We start from the raw sequence: 15,983 nt of genomic DNA, 5'->3' as shown, positions 1-15,983 counted from the left end.
CCCGCATCACCGCACCGTCACCCCGCCGGAACTCGACCCAGAAAGCCGGCCCGTCGGCATACTCAAAGGAGAGCATCATGGAAGGCGCCCGTCCCGTCCGCGCAGCGCGCGGCACGACCCTGACCGCCCGCAGTTGGGCCACTGAGGCCCCGCTGCGGATGCTGATGAACAACCTGGACCCCGAGGTCGCCGAGCGGCCCGACGACCTGGTCGTCTATGGCGGCACCGGACGCGCTGCGCGCGACTGGAAGTCTTTCGACGCCATGGTCCGCACGCTCACCACGCTGCGCGAGGACGAGACGATGCTGGTGCAGTCCGGCCGTCCGGTCGGCGTCTTCCAGACCCACGAGTGGGCACCGCGCGTGCTGATCGCCAACTCCAACCTGGTGCCGGACTGGGCCAACTGGCCGGAGTTCCGGCGTCTGGAGCACCTCGGCCTGACCATGTATGGCCAGATGACTGCCGGGTCGTGGATCTACATCGGCACCCAGGGCATCCTGCAGGGGACGTATGAGACCTTCGCCGCCATCGCAGCCAAGAAGTTCAACGACACCCTCGCCGGCACGCTGACTCTCACCGGCGGGTGCGGCGGCATGGGCGGGGCCCAGCCGCTCGCGGTCACCCTCAACGGTGGCACCTGTCTGATCGTCGATGTCGACGAGGCACGGCTCCGCCGCCGGGTCAAGAGCCGCTATCTCGATGAGGTGGCCGACTCCCTGGACGCCGGCATCGAGCGGGCGCTCGCGGCCAAGGAGGCCCGCGAGGCGGTCTCGATCGGGGTCGTCGGAAACGCCGCCGAGGTGTTCCCTGAGTTGCTGCGCCGCGGCGTGGCGATCGACATCGTGACGGACCAGACCTCCGCCCATGACCCGTTGTCCTATCTGCCCGAGGGCATCTCGGTGCAGGACTGGCCGGAGTATGCCGAGAAGAAGCCTGAGGAGTTCACCGACCGGTCGCAGGCCTCGATGGCCAAGCACGTCGAGGCGATGGTCGGCTTCATGGATGCCGGCGCCGAGGTCTTCGACTATGGCAACAGCATCCGCGACGAGGCCCGCAAGGGTGGCTATGAGCGGGCCTTCGAGTTCCCCGGGTTCGTGCCGGCCTACATCCGGCCGCTGTTCTGCGAGGGCAGGGGGCCGTTCCGCTGGGCTGCCCTCTCGGGCGAGGAGAAGGACATCTTTGCCACCGACAAGGCCGTGATGGATCTGTTCCCGGACAACGACCACCTGCAGAAGTGGCTGCGTGGTGCACGGGAGAAGGTCGCCTTTGAGGGGCTGCCGGCGCGGATCTGCTGGCTGGGCTACGGCGAGCGCGACAAGGCGGGCCTGAAGTTCAATGACATGGTGGCTCGCGGTGAGGTCGAGGCCCCGATCGTCATTGGCCGTGACCACCTGGACGCAGGCTCGGTGGCCAGCCCTTATCGCGAGACCGAGTCGATGGCCGATGGTTCCGATGCGATCGCTGACTGGCCGTTGCTCAACGCGTTGATCAACACCTCCTCGGGTGCGTCCTGGGTGTCGTTGCACCACGGTGGCGGTGTCGGGATCGGGCGCTCCATGCACGCAGGGCAGGTGTCGCTGGCTGACGGCACAGAGCTGGCCGCGCAGAAGCTCCAGCGGGTCCTGACCAACGACCCGGGCATGGGCGTGATCCGGCACGTGGACGCTGGTTATGACATCGCTGACGAGGTGGCCACCGAGCGTGGCGTGCGGGTGCCGATGCGCGAGGAGTGAGACGCCTTGGTCGCTGTGGACAACTTCTGAGGTGACCCTTCTGACCGTGCCACGCTGGACGGCATGTTTCGGGAGGGGCACCATGGAGACCATGAGCATCACCGAGGTCGGGATCTACACGGTCGAGGACCTGCATGCCTATCGCGAGCAGCGGGACGACATGACCGTCCAGCTCATCGACGGTGAGTTGATCGTGTCCCCGAGCCCGAGTCTCGCTCATCAGATCGTGCATTCCCGGCTGTTCGGGATCCTCCTCAACGCAGTCCCCAAACAGCAACTTGTGCTGTCGGCCCCGCTCGACGTGCGGACGGGGGAGAGCACGGTGGTGCAGCCAGACATTCTGGTGATCCACGATGCCGGTCGTCACGGCTCGGAAATCACAAATCCACCGGTTCTTGCGGTCGAGATTTTGTCGCCATCGAGTCGGCGGACGGACTTGGTGCGCAAGCCGGAGGTGTTGGGCCGGTTCGGGGTCGAGCACTACTGGGTGGTGGACCCCCTCCACCCGGCAATCAGGGTCTTCAGGTTGGTCGGTGAGACCTATCACTCCGGCCAGATCGTCGGTGGCGATGACCTGTTCGAGACCGACGTGCCGTTCCAGGTGCGTTTCCGACCCGCTGACCTGGCGCGCTGATCGCTATGAGCATCACCGAGGTCGGGATCTACACGGTCGAGGACCTGCATGCGTATCGCGAGCAGCGGGAGGACATGACCGTCCAGCTCATCGACGGTGAGTTGATCTGGTCGCCAAGCCCCGGAGTCGCCCACCAGGTGGTGAGCGGGGAGCTGGTGTTCCTCCTCAGCGCCGCCTTGCCTCCTGACCTCCGCGTTCTTGCAGCCCCGCTTGACCTGCGGGTCGGAGAGCGCACTGTCGTGCAGCCCGATCTCATGGTGGTGCCCCGCTCGCTGGTCGAGGGATCGGAGGTGGAGGATCCGCCGGTCCTTGCGGTTGAGATTCTGTCGCCGTCCAGTCGGCGGACCGATCTGGTCCGAAAGCCGGAGGTGTTGGGCCGGTTCGGTGTCGAGCACTACTGGGTGGTGGACCCGCTGCATCCCGCCATCAGGGTCTTCACGTTGGTCGGCGAGACTTATCAGTCCGGCCAGGTCGTCGGTGGCGATGACCTGTTCGAGACCAAGGTGCCGTTCCCGGTGCGATTCCGGCCGGCTGACCTGGCCCGTTAACGAGACCCAGCCATCGCCCGACCAGCGACTGGTGGTCGGCGGGGCTCTGTTGTCGACGGATGGCTGAGTCACAGCACGACTCATTCACCCGTCTGGTGGGGTCGCTGCTCTGCGGGAGCCTGGCGGTGCACGCGGAGCCTGACAGCGACCACGGCACACTAAGGCCGTGAGCCTCACCCCCGTCTATCAGCGCCTCGTCCGGGCCGACCGCAGTGACCAGTCGCGCGAGGAGCAGCGCGAGGTCGCTGCCAACGGCAGTCGACAGATCCTCGCCGAGGCGCTCCAGGCCACCGGGGATCAGGTCGTCAACGCCAAGACCGTCCTGCCCTGGCTGTTCGCCTCCCTGGGCGTGCCCGCTGGCCTGACTGGACTGCTGGTGCCCATCCGGGAGTCCGGCTCGATGCTTCCCCAGGCAGCTCTGGCCCCATGGGTTGAGCGCACCAAGCGCCGGCGCCATCTCTGGGGGCTGGGCGCGGCAGGGCAGGCGCTGGGAGCGGCCGGCATGGCCGGTGCCGCGGCAACCCTCCACGGCCTCGTGGCGGGAGTGGTCATCCTGGTGGCGCTCGCGGTCTTCTCCCTCGCGCGCGCTCTGACCTCACTGGCCGGCAAGGACGTCCTGGGCCGGACCATCCCCAAGGGAGAGCGCGGTCAGATCAACGGGCTCACCACCGTCCTGTCCGGCGCGGTCGCGATCACCCTGGGCCTCGGCATACGGCTCCTGGGCGGTGACGGAGCAGGCGCCGACGTGCTTGCCTGGCTGCTCGCGATCGCGGCCGCGCTCTGGGTGCTGGCCCTGCTGGTCTTCCTCGGCATCCGTGAGCCTGACGAGGAGCCGGACACACCGGAGGAGACCGCCGGCTGGGCGGGTCGTGCGGTGCAGCTGCTGCGCGAGGACCGTGGCTTCCGCCGGTTCGTCGTCGCTCGCTCGTTGCTCCTGGTCTCGGCTCTGAGCCCGCCCTTCGTGGTGGCGCTCGCCGCGCAGGCTGGCGGCGGTGGGCTCGCCGGGCTCGGTCCGTTCGTCATCGCCCAGGGCGTCGCCGGCCTGATCGGCGGCAAGACCTTCGGGAGACTGGCCGACCGGTCGTCGCGCGACCTGATGGTGTGGGGTGCTGCGGCAGCCACGGTTGTGATCGTCGGTTTCCTTCTCCTGCTGCGCATTCCGGGTATGCCGAGTGCCTGGTGGCTCTATCCCCTCACCTATCTGGTCCTGGCCCTGACCCACACGGCGGTGCGGGTGGCGCGCAAGACCTACGTCGTCGACATGGCCGAGGACGACCAGCGGACGGAGTATGTGGCGGTGGCCAACACAGCCATGGGCGTCCTGCTGCTGGTCGCCGGGGCGATCTCAGGGGGCCTCGCTCTGCTCGGCCCGGAGGTTGCCCTGCTCTTCCTCGGGCTGCTCGGTCTGGCAGGAGTGGTCGTCAGCCGGACGTTGCCCGAGGTGAGCAGACACGATCACTAGCTGAGGGCGACTGCCGATGACGGCCGCCGGGCACTGTCCAGGCCACCAGATCATCGAGGTCGTCCTCGGCGCCAACCTCGCGGAGGATCTCAGCGTCCCGCTCCGCCACCTGGCGACGCATCTCGCGCTCTAGGGCGGAAGTCACCAGCGAGGCGCGGCTCGCGGCGCGACCCTCGGCGACGTTGCGGTCCAGAAAGGCCACGAGCTCGTCGTGGAGGCGGAGTGTGATCGGGGTGCTCACCAGGAAACGGTACCTCTATGAATCTCAAAGTGGGACTATCACGACGAGGCCGTAGTAGCGAGCTGACCACCAGGGATCGGAGACGACCATGAAGTTCCTACGAAGCCTGCTGCGCCTGCTCGCGCCGAAGGACGACGCACCTGGTGGCGCGTCCTATCTGAGTGCCGGTGAGCGCTTGGACAAGCAGCCCACCTTCGAGCGAGAGATGCGCACGCGCACTGATCACCTGGGCGGTGGCGGCGGGGCCTGAGCCACCGCGTGGGACACGCCTGACCGGCGCGCGGCTGGGCGCGACCGGAGTGTCTCAGCCGCCCAGGACGAAGGGCGGCTCACCGGTCATCACCATCTGGTGCAGCACGTTCCAGGACGTGGCCGGGGGCTGCGTGCCGGTGACGATCACGAGGTTGTCCTGGACCTCCACCGACTCGACGGTGAGGGCCGCGGACAGAGACCGGGACCCGTCGAACGTCTCGCCCTGCAGCAGTGACTCGATGGTTGGCGCCGCGGCCTCGGCACCCTCCGCCGCCACGAACCGGTAGACGATGGTCGCGGTGCCCTGGCCGTCCGCCACACCGTGGCCCACCGCGATCGTGGTGAATGGGTGGGCGATGAGTTCGCTCTGCCAGGTCTCGACGAACTCCTCGAGCGCCGCAGGGTCGGCCGAGGGGCGGAGGCCCATGCGTATGGGGTCAAAGCGCCGAGCCCCGGTGAAGAGGGCCGTCATGGTGCTGGCCTCGTCCAGTGCCTCGGCCGGCTCCGCCAGCTCGGGCCGGTCCGCGGCGGTCGAGGTCGGCTGACCACCGGCCCAGGCGCGGACCGGCTCGGTCGCGGTGGACAGCGCGATCTGGTCATCGTCCTGGGCCATCCGCACGGGTCGGCCGATCGCGTCGAGGGCCTGGCTCTCCGAGCCCGGGGAGAGCTCGCCGTCCGCGCCGTCACCGAGGCTCCAGACCCCGTCGCCCAGGTCTGTCAGGGCGGTCAACGAGTCCTCCGGGAACGGTCCGCCGGCCACGATGAACTCGGTGGTGCCCGTGGACCCACCCACCAGGTAGGCGAACGTCTCCGTGTCGAGCGGTGACCACCCGAGTGTCTCGGGGAGGTCCCCGGTCGCGGCGGACTGGATGGCTCGATCGAGCAACTGGGGCAGGGCGACGAACACCGGGGCGTAGGTCAGCTCCTCCTGCGAGGTGTCCTGCGGGTCCTCCAACGGCAGCCCGCCCACGACCGAGCGCCAGGTCAGATCCTCGGGTGAGACCTCCAGTCCCGTCGCTTCAACGGCCCCGGCGAGGTCCGCGATCCCCACCACCTGCCACTGCCGGTCGTCGGGCAGTTCGGCCAGGGCACTGCTGATCGTGAAGGCATCCGCTGGCGCGGTGGCCGTGCCCTGCTCGCCGTCACCCGTCCCGTCGGCGTCCGCATCGGCGCCACCCCCGCAGGCGGCAAGACCCACGGCCACGCTGATCGTGAGGGCCGCCGTGAGCGCCCGCGTGCCGGCACGACGGTTGGTCTGGTGCGTGGTCATGATCCTCCGACTCCTGGTGCGCCCGCCTGGTTCCCGCAGGTCAACCGCCGGCCCCCGCCACGAGCGAGGGCGGCGGCGCCTGCCGATACTGCTGGGGGCTCACACCATAGGCGCGTTTGAAGGCCGTGCTCAGTGAGAACGGTGTCGCATAGCCGACCTGGCGGGCGACGGCCGCGACGGTGGCGTCGGAGGAGGTCAGACGGTCGGCGGCAAGGGCCAGACGCCAGGTGGTCAGATAGCCCATCGGGGCCTCACCGACGATCGCCGTGAACCGCCGGCCCAGCGCGGCCCGCGAGATGCCGACGCGGTCGGCCAGCTCCTCGACGGTCCACGGGTGGGCTACCTCCCGGTGCAGCAGGGTGAGGGCGGCGCCGACGGCCGGGTCCTGCTGGGCCCGGAACCACCCGGGGCCCTCACTGGCCTGCATGCTGAACCAGCTGCGCAGGGTCGAGATCAGCAGCACGTCGAGCAGCCGGTCCAGCAGGGCCCGTTGTCCGGGTGCCTCCACCGCGAGCTCGGAGACGAGCACGTCCAGGAGCGGGCTGCCGTCCGGCCCGGGATCGTGCACGGCGACCCGGGGCAGAGCGGACAACAGCGGCCGGCTGGCCTCGCCGTGCCCCTCATAGGAGCCGACCAGGATCTGAGCTGACCCACCGGCGTCCCCCCAGGTGCGCACGCCCAGCGAGCGCTCGTCCCACAGCCCCCGACCGTCCGCCGTGCTGGTGCAGCGGCCGCCGGGATAGACCACGACGTCCGGCCGCGTGCCGGGAGTGTCGGTGACCGTGTAGTGCTCAGGTCCGCGGACGATCGCCACGCTGCCCTGCGGAACGGCCACCGGCTCGCCGTCGTCGGGGCACACCCACAGCGACGCGTGCAGCGGCGCGATCACGGTCAACGGGGCGTCGTCCTCGATGCGCAGGGACCAGGGCGGGTCCAGCAGTGCCCGGAGCAGGAAGGCGCCTCGGGCCCGCGGTCCGTCGAGCAGTGCCTCGAGCACATCCACACCGGTCAGGCTATCGGTCCCGCTCACGGCGGTCATCAGGCCGACAGCGAGACGTGGCGGTGCAAGAAGTCCTCGTGGTCCAGCTGGGCGAGCAGGAAGTCGGCCACCTGCCCACGGGAGACCTTGAAGGTCAGGCCGCGCTCGGCCGCGTCGAAGCCCCGTCGCAGGCCGGCGACATCCTCGTCGGTGAAGGCGCTCGGGCGCACGATCGTCCAGTCCAGGCGACTGGAGGTGACCACCTCCTCCTGAGCGGTGTGATCGGCATACGCCTGGCGGAGCAGCCCCCCGAACATCAGGTGGCGCCAGAACAGGTTGAGGTTGGCGCGGCTGGCTCCGGCGCCGAGCGTCGACTGGCAGATGAGTCGGCGGACTCCGGCGTCGTGCATCGCCTCCACGACGGCCCGGGTGCCGGCCTCACGGATCAGTCCGTGGCGGCCGTTGCCGAGCGTGATGATCACGGCGTCGGCGCCGTCCAGCGCGCGGCCGCACGAGGCGGCGTCGGTGACGTCGCCCTCCACGACGCGAAGGTGGTCGTGCTGGGCGCTGACTCTGACCGCGTCGCGGGTGAAGGCGGTGACCTGGTGACCGGCGGCGAGCGCACGCTCGACGGTGGGACGGCCGGTGGTGCTGGTGGCGCCAAAGATGGTGATCTGCATGATGTGCTCCTGGTGGTGATGGGTGGGCGTGATGGACGTATGCGGAGTGGCTGGGTCAGGCGGTCGGGCTCGCCAGGAGGGCGGCCGACAGACAGAGCACCGACCCGACCGAGGTCACGGTGCGGACGATGTTCCAGGTCACCCACCGGCGTTCGAAGCGCTCCCGCAGAGCTGTGGCGTCGGTGAATGATGGTGCGGCGGACTGGATCTGGGCATTGAGCGGCAGGTTGACCGCGGCGGTGATCGCGATCGTGGCCAGGATCAGCGCCAGCGCGGCGCCGAGCCACAACAGGACGGCCCCTCCCTCGCGCAGGTGCAGCAGGAGGGCCGCGAGGGTCAGGACCGGGCTGCCACCGAAGGCGAGCCCCATCCACGGGTTGGCGATCGCGGCGTCTATGCGCTGGAAACTCCGCAGGTGCTCGGCGTCACCGAGGGTGCCCAGCCCCGGCATGACGGCGTGGGCGAATGCATAGAGCAGTCCCGCGGTCAGCCCGGTCGTCAGCGCCGCCCCGATCAGCGTGGCCAGGCTCAGCGGGCTGGTGGCCCAGAACGTGTTCATGTCTCAAGGGAACCCGCTGCACGGGTGCCCTGGCCATGGTCGACCTGCTCCTCGGCATACGTCAGGCGCTCACCTGGGGCCCCAACTTGACTCGGCCCCCCGGTCGGGACCCATGGTGGAGGTGTCCGAGGCGCGTGCGCATTGCCCCGCGAGGTGGTCGTAAGCGTCGCTGCCGGCAGCAGTTGCCGGTGACCGCACCGAAGACAAGGAGTCGCACATGCTCACCCTCTCCGAGAACGCCCAGGCCGCAGTCAAGGGTCTGACCGCAAGCGAGGAGCTCCCCGACACTGCTGGCCTCCGGCTGGCCGTCGGCCCCGACCAGACCCAGCTGGAGATCAGCGTCGTCCGCGAGCCGCAGGACAACGATGTGGCCGTCGAGGCAAGCGAGGGCAATGTCTACCTCGCCGAGGATGCCGCCCCCCTGCTGGAGAACCAGACCCTGGACGCAGCACAGACCGACGAGGGCGTGGGTTTCACGCTCACCCCGCAGGCCTGACCTCGTGATCTCGGCGCCCGCCCCGCAGCACGGGGTGGGCGCCGCTATGTTGTCGGCATGAGCGAAGAGACGGCGATCGCGGCTGTTGAGGCTGCCGGGCTGACCTATCAGGTGACGCGGCACGGACGAGTGGGCAGCCTCGAGGAGGCCGCCGCCGCCCGGGGTGTCGAGCCATCCGACCTCATCAAGACCCTGGTCGTGCGTCGCGCCGAGGGGGACTATCTGTTTGTCCTCGTGCCCGGTGGTCGCGAGATCTCCTGGCCCAAGCTGCGCGAGCTGCTGGGCGTGAGCCGACTGTCGATGCCCGACGCGGAGACCGCGCGGCAGGCCACCGGCTATGAGCGCGGCACCATCACGCCCTTCGGCTCTAGCACCGCCTGGCCCGTCATCGCCGACTCCCGCGTCGCCGAGCCCGACCGGCCCATCTCGCTCGGTGGGGGTGCCCACGGTGTCGGTCTCACCGTGGCCTCAGGGGCTGCACTGGAGGCGCTCGGGGCGCAGGTCGCCGACGTCACGACCGAGGGTTAGCCACTGCGCTCAGGCTGGCCTCGAGCTGCACGCGTGCTTCATGGCCACGTGCGGGCAGGACCACCTGCGCGGCACCCAGGGAAGGGGCAGGATGGGGGCGTGACTTTCGATGCGATGTGGCAAGACCTCGAACCGGTCGGCCGTGCGGGCAGCGGCGGCTATCGCCGGTTTGCCTGGTCCCGCGAGGACCACACCCTGCGGGAGTGGTTTGCGGGCGAGTGCGCGCGGCGCGGGCTGGACCTGGTGGAGGACCGGATGGGCAACCAGTGGGCCTGGTGGGGAGACCCCGACGCGGCGCCCGGACAGGGCATCGCGATCGGGTCGCACCTGGACTCGGTGCCCGACGGCGGGGCCTATGACGGGCCACTGGGCGTGGTCTCTGCGCTCGCCGTCGTGGACCAACTCCGGGCCGCGGGCATCGAGCCGTCGCGCCCGCTGGCCGTGGTCAACTTCGTCGACGAGGAGGGCGCTCGCTTCGGCGTCGCCTGCGCCGGATCGCGAGTGATCACCGGGGCGATGACCCCCGAGCGTGCCCTGTCGCTGACCGACGCCGACGGGACGACCATGGCGGAGGCGCTCACCGCGGCCGGACGCGACCCCTCCCAGATCGGCCAGGACGACGAGACCCTGCGGAGGGTTGGCGCGTTCGTCGAGCTGCACGTCGAGCAGGGCCGTGGCCTGGTCGACCTCGGCGTCCCCGTCGCAGTGGCCAGCGACATCTGGCCGCACGGCCGGTGGCGCTTCGACTTCCCGGGCGAGGCCAACCACGCCGGCACGACCCGACTGGAGGACCGTCGGGACGCGATGCTCGGCTATGCCGACCTCGTCCTCGGCGCCCGCAAGGAGGCTCAGCAACGCGGCTGCGTCGCCACGGTCGGCAAGGTCGCCGTCACCCCCGGGGGCGTGAACGCGATCCCGAGCCACGTCACCGGCTGGCTCGACAGCCGCGGGCCCGACGAGGAGGCTGTCCGGGCCGCCGTTGCCGACCTCACCACGCGCGCGTCCGACTTCGGGGCCAGCGTCACCGAGGAGTCCTGGACCGCCACGACCCACTTTGACCAGCCGCTCAGCGACCGGCTGCGCGGTGTCCTGGCCACCGACGCCGAGCTGAGCGTCCCGGTCCTGGGCACGGGCGCCGGCCACGACGCCGGCATCCTGGCGTCCGCGGGCGTGCCCTCGGCGATGCTCTTTGTCCGCAACCCCACGGGCGTCTCGCACAGCCCGGAGGAGTTCGCCGAGCGCGACGACTGCCACGCCGGTGTCGACGCTCTCACCGCCTGCGTCACCGACCTGGTGTCACCGTGACCGAGCCGACCCAGGGCCAGCCCGGGCCCGACCGCACCGGCCTGCGGCCCCGGCGCCTCCGCATACTCCTCACCGGGATGTCCGCCGTCGGCAAGTCGACGCTGGTGCACCGCCTGCGCGAGCTGGGCCACGAGGCCGTCGATCTCGATGACAGCTGCACCACCGAGAGCATCGGACTGCCCGGTGAGGTGCTCTGGTTGGAGGACCGCGTGCGCGAGCTGCTCGACGGGCCGCAGGAGCTGCTGTTCATCGCCGGCTGTGCCAGCAACCAGGGCGTCTTCCGCGACGACTTCGACCGGACGGTGCTGCTCAGCGCACCGCCCGACGTCATCCGGCAGCGGCTGCGGGAGCGCGACACCAACCCGTTCGGCAAGACGCCCGAGCAGGAGGCCACGGTGCTGGCCGACCAGGTCGAGGTCGAGCCCCTGCTGCGCCAGATCGCCGATCAGGAGATCGTCACCACCGGTTCGCTCGAGGAGGCCGTGGCGCAGGTGCTGGCCGTGAGTGACGCCGCGCGAGAGAGCCGGGCTGAGCATGTCTGAGCACAACGGACGCGGTTCGATCCAGGGGGAGCGCACGTGGCACGCGGACTGGGCGCTGCTGCCGGACGGCCCGGCCCGCGACGTGCTGTTCGACGTCGACGGCGGACGCTTCGTCGCGATCACCCCCGGTGTCCCGGCGGCGCAGGCGGCGGCCGACGGGGCCGAGCGACTGCCCGGCGTCGTGCTCCCCGGGCTGGCCAACTGCCACAGCCACGCCTTCCATCGCGCGCTGCGCGGACGCACCCACCACGGCGGCGGCACCTTCTGGACGTGGCGGGAGGGGATGTATGCCGTGGCCAACCGGCTCGACCCCGACAGCTATCTGCAGCTCGCCCGAGCGACCTATGCCGAGATGGCCCTGGCCGGCGTGACAGCCGTGGGGGAGTTCCACTATCTGCACCACGGCCAGGACGGCACGCCCTACGACGACCCCAACGCGATGGGGCTCGCGCTCGTGGAGGCAGCTCGCGAGGCCGGGGTGCGGCTGACGCTGCTCGACACCTGCTATCTGGCCGGTGGGCTGACCGCGGACGGACACAGCGAGTTGGCCGGCCCGCAGGTGCGCTTCGGCGACGGTGACGTCGACGGCTGGGCACGCCGTGTCGAGCTGCTGACCGACCACACCGCCGGTGGCCCCGCGCACCTGTGCGTCGGGGCCGCGATCCACTCGGTGCGCGGTGTGCCGCGTCAGGCCCTCGCCCGGGTCGCAGAGTTCACGCGGTCCCGGCCCGGTGGTCCGGCGCCGCTGCACGCCCATGTCTCGGAGCAACCGGCCGAGAACGAGGCCGCCCTGGCGGCCCACGGCCTGACCCCGACCGGGCTGCTGGCCGCAGAAGGGGTGCTTGGCCCGCAGTTCTCGGCCGTGCACGCCACCCACCTGACCGAGCAGGACATCTCTCTGCTGGCCGACACGCACTCGACCGCCTGCTTCTGCCCGACCACGGAGCGCGACCTGGCCGACGGCATCGGCCCCGCCCGAGCTCTGCTCGACGCCGGGGCCAGGCTCTCGCTCGGCTCCGACCAGCACGCTGTCATCGACCTGCTCGAGGAGGCCCGGGCCCTGGAGATGCACGAACGTCTGGACACCCTGCAGCGAGGCCGGTTCACCGCCGAGCAGTTGTTGGCGGCGGCCACGGCCCACGACACGATCGGGTGGCCCGACGCCGGGCGCCTCGAGGTCGGCCTGCGGGCCGACCTGGTCGCGGTGCTGCTGGACACACCTCGAACCGCCGGGTCCGACCCGGCCCAGGTGCTGCTCGCAGCGACGGCTGCCGATGTCGACACCGTCGTGGTGGACGGCGAGGTGATCGTCCGGGAGGGACGGCACCGGTTGGAGGACCAGCGCCGGCTCGGTGCTCAACTGGCGGCGGCCGTCGAGCCGCTGTGGCGGGACTGAGGCCGGCACCGAGAGGATTGGGCCTCGAGATGCTGGGCGGGTCTTGACGCCTGGACCGAGTGCGGGAGACTGACGACATGGCGATCCTCATCACCGGCATCAGCGAACTGGTCACCTGCGACGACACCCTCGAGGGGGCCGATCAGAGCGATGGGCTGGGCATCCTGCGGGACGCGGCCGTCGTGGTCGGAGCCGAGTTTGAGGATGCCCCGACCAGCGTGCAGTGGGTCGGCGCAGCGGCTGACGCACCGGCCGCCGACTGGTCCTTCGACCTGGGCGGCCAGGCGGTGCTGCCCGGTTTCGTGGACAGCCACTCCCACCTGGTCTATGCGGGGGACCGCTCGGCGGAGTTCGCAGCCCGGATGACGGGCCAGCCCTATGACGGCGGTGGCATCGCGGTCACCATGGCCGCCACCCGGGAGGCCTCCGACGCCGAGTTGCGTGCCCTGATCACGGCACGCGTCGATGAGATGCGCTCGCAGGGCACAACGACCGTGGAGATCAAGAGCGGGTATGGCCTGGACGTCGAGCAGGAGGCTCGCGCGCTGCGGCTGGCCCGTGAGGTGACGGAGGAGACGACCTTCCTCGGCGGCCACGTGGTGCCACCGGAGGCCCGGGATGACCGAGCTGCCTATGTCGACCTCGTCGCAGGGGAGATGCTCGCCGCCGCAGCGCCCTATGCCAAGTGGGTCGACGTCTTCTGCGAGCCGAACAGCCCGCACGCCTTCACCGGCGACGAGGCACGCACCATCCTGCTGGCTGGCCGCGACGCCGGGCTGGGACTGCGGGTCCACGGCAACCAGCTGGGCCCGGGTCCTGGAGCCCAGCTCGCCGTCGAGCTCGGTGCCGCGAGCGTGGACCACTGCACGTTCCTGTCCGACGACGACATCGCCGCGCTCTCCGGCTCGGACACCGTCGCCACCCTGCTGCCCGGCGTGGAGTTCTCGACGCGCTCGCCCTATCCCGACGGGCGGGCGCTGATCGACGCCGGCGTCAACATCGCGATCGCGACCGACTGCAACCCAGGCACCTGCAACTCCTCCTCCATGCCGCTGATGATTGCCCTCGCCGTCCGCGAGATGGGGATGACCCCGGCCGAGGCGCTGCGGGCGGCGACCGTCACCGCGGCACGCTCCCTGCGCCGCACCGACATCGGCTCCGTGCGGGTCGGCAACCGCGGGGACCTCGCCGTGGTGGGGGCACCGAGTTACCTGCACATCCCCTACCGGGTGGGTGTGCCCATCGTGAAGACCCTGCAGGTCTGAGGCTCGGGACAGCCTGGCTCGGGGCAGCCTGGTTCGGGCCGCCTGTGGACAACTTCTGCGCGGGGACGGCGTCGTCCGGCACAGTCGTCGCGTGACGATCCACCACCTGCACCCAGAGTTGAGCCAGCAACCACCACCGCCGCCTGGACGCAGCGGTCAGCCCTGGACCACGCAGGATCATCAGGTCCTCGTGGCGCGGTGCCGAGCGGGCGACTCGCTCGCCGAGCTCGCGACCACGCTGGAGCGCAGTGAGGGCGCCGTGGTCCTGCGCGCCAAGCGTCTCCTGCCCCTGGAGGAGCGGGGGTCACCGGAGGATCGGGTGGTCCCGCACCTGCACGCGCTGCTGACCGAGGACGCCGACTACGACTGGGAGCACCACCTCGCAGCCACTCCACCTCCGCGGCCGATCATCAACCACCTCCCGGCACCCCAGGTGCGCAAGGGCATCGCCGGCCTGTTCGACGAGCAGCTCCTGGCCGTCGCCGGGCTGGCGATCAGGCTGGGCGTGGACCCATTGGTCCAGGACCTGCGGCACGAGCTGTCCCGCGAGATCGAGTCACGCGGTCTGGGGCACCAACTCGCGGACTATGTGTCCCGCGACTCTGCGGCCTGGCTCGAGGACTTCCGGCGGGAGAGTCGTTATCTGGCCTACCCCGGTGACTGGTGGGCCGAGCCGGAGCTCCCGACCTACCCAGAGCCTCCGCCCTACGACGACCATGAGGCGCCCGACGAGCGATCGTGGTGACCCACCCCGGTTCACCGGCAACGATCAGGGCAACCTGGCCTGCTTCATCTGGGCCGAGGCATAGACGCTGCTGATCACCACACCGTCGAGCCAGGCCGTCAACCGGTCGACCTCGCTGGCAACGGCTGCGTCCCCGTCGCTGCCGAGGTCCTCGCGCAGCACCGGCACGACCACGCCGTCGGGGTCCTGGACCCAGCAGCCGACGATGCGTCCGTCCCACCAGATCGTCGTGCCGCCGTTGCCGTTGCTGTCGAACAGATAGGGCGTGTGGGTTGGGTCGAGATAGAAGTCCCGCTCGCGCCAGCCCATGGTGGTCGGGTCGAGCGTGGGCAGCAGCGATGCCCACGGGGCCACCTCGGGCTCGGGCTCGAGATCGTCCGGGAGCAGCCAGCCGGTGCCGCCACCCTCGAGGCGGACCTCGACCGCGGCAACGTCGGCCAGCGCCCGCCGCACCGCAGACTTTGTCGAGCCCAACCACCAGACCAGGTCGGCCTCCGTCCCCGGCCCGAACGTGCGCAACCATCGGCGCACCAGCTCGGCATACCCGTCTGCCGGGTCCATCGGCGTCGGTGACTCACCCAGCCACTCGGTCATCAGCGTCCAGGCCGGACGGTTGACGCGCCAGTGACCGGCGTTGGCGCCGCGGACGATGAGCCCGGAGGCCCCCAGCAGCGTCAGCACGCGCGGCGCGATGGGCACCGGACCGCCCCACGGGCTGCTTGCCGACACCGCCACCTTGCCGTCGAGCATCGGCAGCGCCTCCCGGATCTCCTTGGCCGACAGGGTGCCCCGAGCTGACAGCAGTTCCACGACCTGACGACCCACCTCGACCAACCACGCCTCGCCGTCGGTGGCCCATCCGTCGTCCACGACGTTGCGGGCAATCTTGCGACGCTCGGTGTCGGCCACCCGGGCTGATGCACTGCCCCAGGCTGCGGGCAGCAGGTCGCGGGGGAAGACGAACAGGGTCCGCCGCATCGCGAGTTGTTTGACCAGTGACCGGTCGTCATAGAGGGCACGGTCAAGGTCCGCGACGGTTGCCTCCGGGGCACGGGCCGCCACCGAGAGATAGACCGATGAGGCCTCTGTCGCATGCAGCACCGTCATCGCCGTGGTGACCTGGTCGGGGGTGCCGACCCGATGCTCCGGAGCCAGCGCGTGCCGCCTCCCGACGCGTTGACGTCGCTCGGCATCGGTCACTGTCCGCAGGGCCATAGCCACCATTGTCACGGGTCGCACCGACACGGGTCCGCAAGCAGGCCGAAGCCCTGGCCACTTGCGATTGGTGCCGAACCTGTCATCCTGAACAACGCGCCTGAGAGTTGTCTGACACCTGTAAGGAGCCTGA

The 15,983-nt window shown here is 70.4% G+C and carries 18 protein-coding genes; 12 read left to right on the top strand and 6 right to left on the bottom strand.

Annotated features, from left to right (window positions below; genetic code table 11):
* Positions 1-77: 77 nt before the first annotated feature.
* The 4 genes from hutU to NF556_RS20105 all read left to right on the top strand — a co-directional run bounded on the left by hutU (position 78) and on the right by NF556_RS20105 (position 4,377).
* Complete coding sequence (gene hutU / locus NF556_RS20120) at positions 78-1,733, top strand: urocanate hydratase (RefSeq protein WP_252592966.1); 1,656 nt, start codon at positions 78-80, stop codon at positions 1,731-1,733.
* Positions 1,734-1,824: 91 nt separating this feature from the next.
* Positions 1,825-2,367, top strand: coding sequence for a Uma2 family endonuclease (locus NF556_RS20115; protein ID WP_252592965.1), 543 nt, complete (start codon positions 1,825-1,827; stop codon positions 2,365-2,367).
* A 5-nt stretch (positions 2,368-2,372) separates the two neighbouring features.
* On the top strand, positions 2,373-2,915 hold the full coding sequence (locus tag NF556_RS20110; protein ID WP_252592964.1) for a Uma2 family endonuclease: 543 nt from the start codon (positions 2,373-2,375) through the stop codon (positions 2,913-2,915).
* Positions 2,916-3,081: 166 nt separating this feature from the next.
* Positions 3,082-4,377 carry an MFS transporter gene (locus NF556_RS20105; RefSeq protein ID WP_252592963.1) on the top strand — a complete coding sequence of 432 codons (1,296 nt, stop codon included), beginning with the start codon at positions 3,082-3,084 and terminating at the stop codon, positions 4,375-4,377.
* Here the strand turns inward: NF556_RS20105 and NF556_RS20100 are convergent.
* Complete coding sequence (locus NF556_RS20100; protein ID WP_252595899.1) at positions 4,337-4,618, bottom strand: hypothetical protein; 282 nt, start codon at positions 4,616-4,618, stop codon at positions 4,337-4,339. The genes NF556_RS20105 and NF556_RS20100 overlap by 41 nt on opposite strands.
* An 88-nt stretch (positions 4,619-4,706) precedes the next feature.
* Between NF556_RS20100 and NF556_RS20095 the strand changes: the two genes are divergently transcribed.
* Entirely contained in the window at positions 4,707-4,868 is a 162-nt protein-coding gene (locus NF556_RS20095; RefSeq protein WP_252592962.1) for a hypothetical protein, read from the top strand.
* 54 nt (positions 4,869-4,922) lie between these two features.
* Here the strand turns inward: NF556_RS20095 and NF556_RS20090 are convergent, their stop codons facing one another.
* From NF556_RS20090 to NF556_RS20075, 4 genes are read right to left on the bottom strand one after another with little or no spacing between them, the layout of a single operon-like run.
* Complete coding sequence (locus NF556_RS20090; protein WP_252592961.1) at positions 4,923-6,140, bottom strand: hypothetical protein; 1,218 nt, start codon at positions 6,138-6,140, stop codon at positions 4,923-4,925.
* Positions 6,141-6,180: 40 nt separating this feature from the next.
* Complete coding sequence (locus tag NF556_RS20085; protein ID WP_252592960.1) at positions 6,181-7,170, bottom strand: AraC family transcriptional regulator; 990 nt, start codon at positions 7,168-7,170, stop codon at positions 6,181-6,183.
* A gap of 8 nt (positions 7,171-7,178) precedes the next feature.
* The gene (locus tag NF556_RS20080; RefSeq protein WP_252592959.1) at positions 7,179-7,799 is read right to left on the bottom strand and encodes an NAD(P)-dependent oxidoreductase; all 621 of its coding nucleotides are present in this window, start codon (positions 7,797-7,799) and stop codon (positions 7,179-7,181) included.
* Between the two features lie 55 nt (positions 7,800-7,854).
* Positions 7,855-8,358 carry an anthrone oxygenase family protein gene (locus NF556_RS20075; RefSeq protein WP_252592958.1) on the bottom strand — a complete coding sequence of 168 codons (504 nt, stop codon included), beginning with the start codon at positions 8,356-8,358 and terminating at the stop codon, positions 7,855-7,857.
* Positions 8,359-8,575: 217 nt separating this feature from the next.
* Between NF556_RS20075 and NF556_RS20070 the strand changes: the two genes are divergently transcribed.
* The 7 genes from NF556_RS20070 (at position 8,576) to NF556_RS20040 (ending at position 14,635) form a co-directional block, all read left to right on the top strand.
* Positions 8,576-8,854 carry an iron-sulfur cluster biosynthesis family protein gene (locus tag NF556_RS20070; RefSeq protein ID WP_252592957.1) on the top strand — a complete coding sequence of 93 codons (279 nt, stop codon included), beginning with the start codon at positions 8,576-8,578 and terminating at the stop codon, positions 8,852-8,854.
* Positions 8,855-8,911: 57 nt separating this feature from the next.
* Positions 8,912-9,382 carry an aminoacyl-tRNA deacylase gene (locus tag NF556_RS20065; RefSeq protein WP_252592956.1) on the top strand — a complete coding sequence of 157 codons (471 nt, stop codon included), beginning with the start codon at positions 8,912-8,914 and terminating at the stop codon, positions 9,380-9,382.
* Positions 9,383-9,496: 114 nt separating this feature from the next.
* Entirely contained in the window at positions 9,497-10,687 is a 1,191-nt protein-coding gene (locus tag NF556_RS20060; protein WP_252595877.1) for an allantoate amidohydrolase, read from the top strand.
* Complete coding sequence (locus NF556_RS20055; protein ID WP_252592955.1) at positions 10,684-11,229, top strand: AAA family ATPase; 546 nt, start codon at positions 10,684-10,686, stop codon at positions 11,227-11,229. The genes NF556_RS20060 and NF556_RS20055 overlap by 4 nt, the downstream gene beginning before the upstream one ends.
* Entirely contained in the window at positions 11,222-12,625 is a 1,404-nt protein-coding gene (locus tag NF556_RS20050) for a formimidoylglutamate deiminase (RefSeq protein WP_252592954.1), read from the top strand. Before NF556_RS20055 ends, NF556_RS20050 begins: the two co-directional genes overlap by 8 nt.
* Before the next feature lie 77 nt (positions 12,626-12,702).
* Positions 12,703-13,890, top strand: coding sequence for an imidazolonepropionase (gene hutI, locus NF556_RS20045; protein WP_252592953.1), 1,188 nt, complete (start codon positions 12,703-12,705; stop codon positions 13,888-13,890).
* A 91-nt stretch (positions 13,891-13,981) separates the two neighbouring features.
* Positions 13,982-14,635 (top strand): hypothetical protein, encoded by a 654-nt coding sequence (locus NF556_RS20040; RefSeq protein ID WP_252592952.1) that lies wholly within the window; start codon positions 13,982-13,984, stop codon positions 14,633-14,635.
* A gap of 24 nt (positions 14,636-14,659) precedes the next feature.
* Here NF556_RS20040 and NF556_RS20035 read toward each other — a convergent pair whose 3' ends face one another.
* On the bottom strand, positions 14,660-15,850 hold the full coding sequence (locus tag NF556_RS20035) for a winged helix DNA-binding domain-containing protein (protein WP_252592951.1): 1,191 nt from the start codon (positions 15,848-15,850) through the stop codon (positions 14,660-14,662).
* Positions 15,851-15,983 lie beyond the last annotated feature (133 nt).

This window comes from Ornithinimicrobium faecis, from assembly GCF_023923225.1.
GTDB lineage: Bacteria > Actinomycetota > Actinomycetes > Actinomycetales > Dermatophilaceae > Ornithinicoccus > Ornithinicoccus faecis.
The sequence above is the reverse complement of the archived record's forward strand: the minus strand, read 5'-3'. Positions and strand labels throughout refer to the sequence as shown.

Excerpts from the sequence above, each read along its gene's own strand:
- hutU (WP_252592966.1), top strand. The coding sequence starts at position 78 with ATGGAAGGCGCCCGTCCCGTCCGCGCAGCGCGCGGCACGACCCTGACC.
- NF556_RS20115 (WP_252592965.1), top strand. The coding sequence starts at position 1,825 with ATGAGCATCACCGAGGTCGGGATCTACACGGTCGAGGACCTGCATGCC.
- NF556_RS20110 (WP_252592964.1), top strand. The coding sequence starts at position 2,373 with ATGAGCATCACCGAGGTCGGGATCTACACGGTCGAGGACCTGCATGCG.
- NF556_RS20095 (WP_252592962.1), top strand. The coding sequence starts at position 4,707 with ATGAAGTTCCTACGAAGCCTGCTGCGCCTGCTCGCGCCGAAGGACGAC.
- NF556_RS20090 (WP_252592961.1), bottom strand. The coding sequence starts at position 6,140 with ATGACCACGCACCAGACCAACCGTCGTGCCGGCACGCGGGCGCTCACG.
- NF556_RS20080 (WP_252592959.1), bottom strand. The coding sequence starts at position 7,799 with ATGCAGATCACCATCTTTGGCGCCACCAGCACCACCGGCCGTCCCACC.
- NF556_RS20075 (WP_252592958.1), bottom strand. The coding sequence starts at position 8,358 with ATGAACACGTTCTGGGCCACCAGCCCGCTGAGCCTGGCCACGCTGATC.
- NF556_RS20070 (WP_252592957.1), top strand. The coding sequence starts at position 8,576 with ATGCTCACCCTCTCCGAGAACGCCCAGGCCGCAGTCAAGGGTCTGACC.
- NF556_RS20065 (WP_252592956.1), top strand. The coding sequence starts at position 8,912 with ATGAGCGAAGAGACGGCGATCGCGGCTGTTGAGGCTGCCGGGCTGACC.
- NF556_RS20060 (WP_252595877.1), top strand. The coding sequence starts at position 9,497 with ATGTGGCAAGACCTCGAACCGGTCGGCCGTGCGGGCAGCGGCGGCTAT.
- NF556_RS20050 (WP_252592954.1), top strand. The coding sequence starts at position 11,222 with ATGTCTGAGCACAACGGACGCGGTTCGATCCAGGGGGAGCGCACGTGG.
- hutI (WP_252592953.1), top strand. The coding sequence starts at position 12,703 with ATGGCGATCCTCATCACCGGCATCAGCGAACTGGTCACCTGCGACGAC.
- NF556_RS20035 (WP_252592951.1), bottom strand. The coding sequence starts at position 15,850 with ATGGCCCTGCGGACAGTGACCGATGCCGAGCGACGTCAACGCGTCGGG.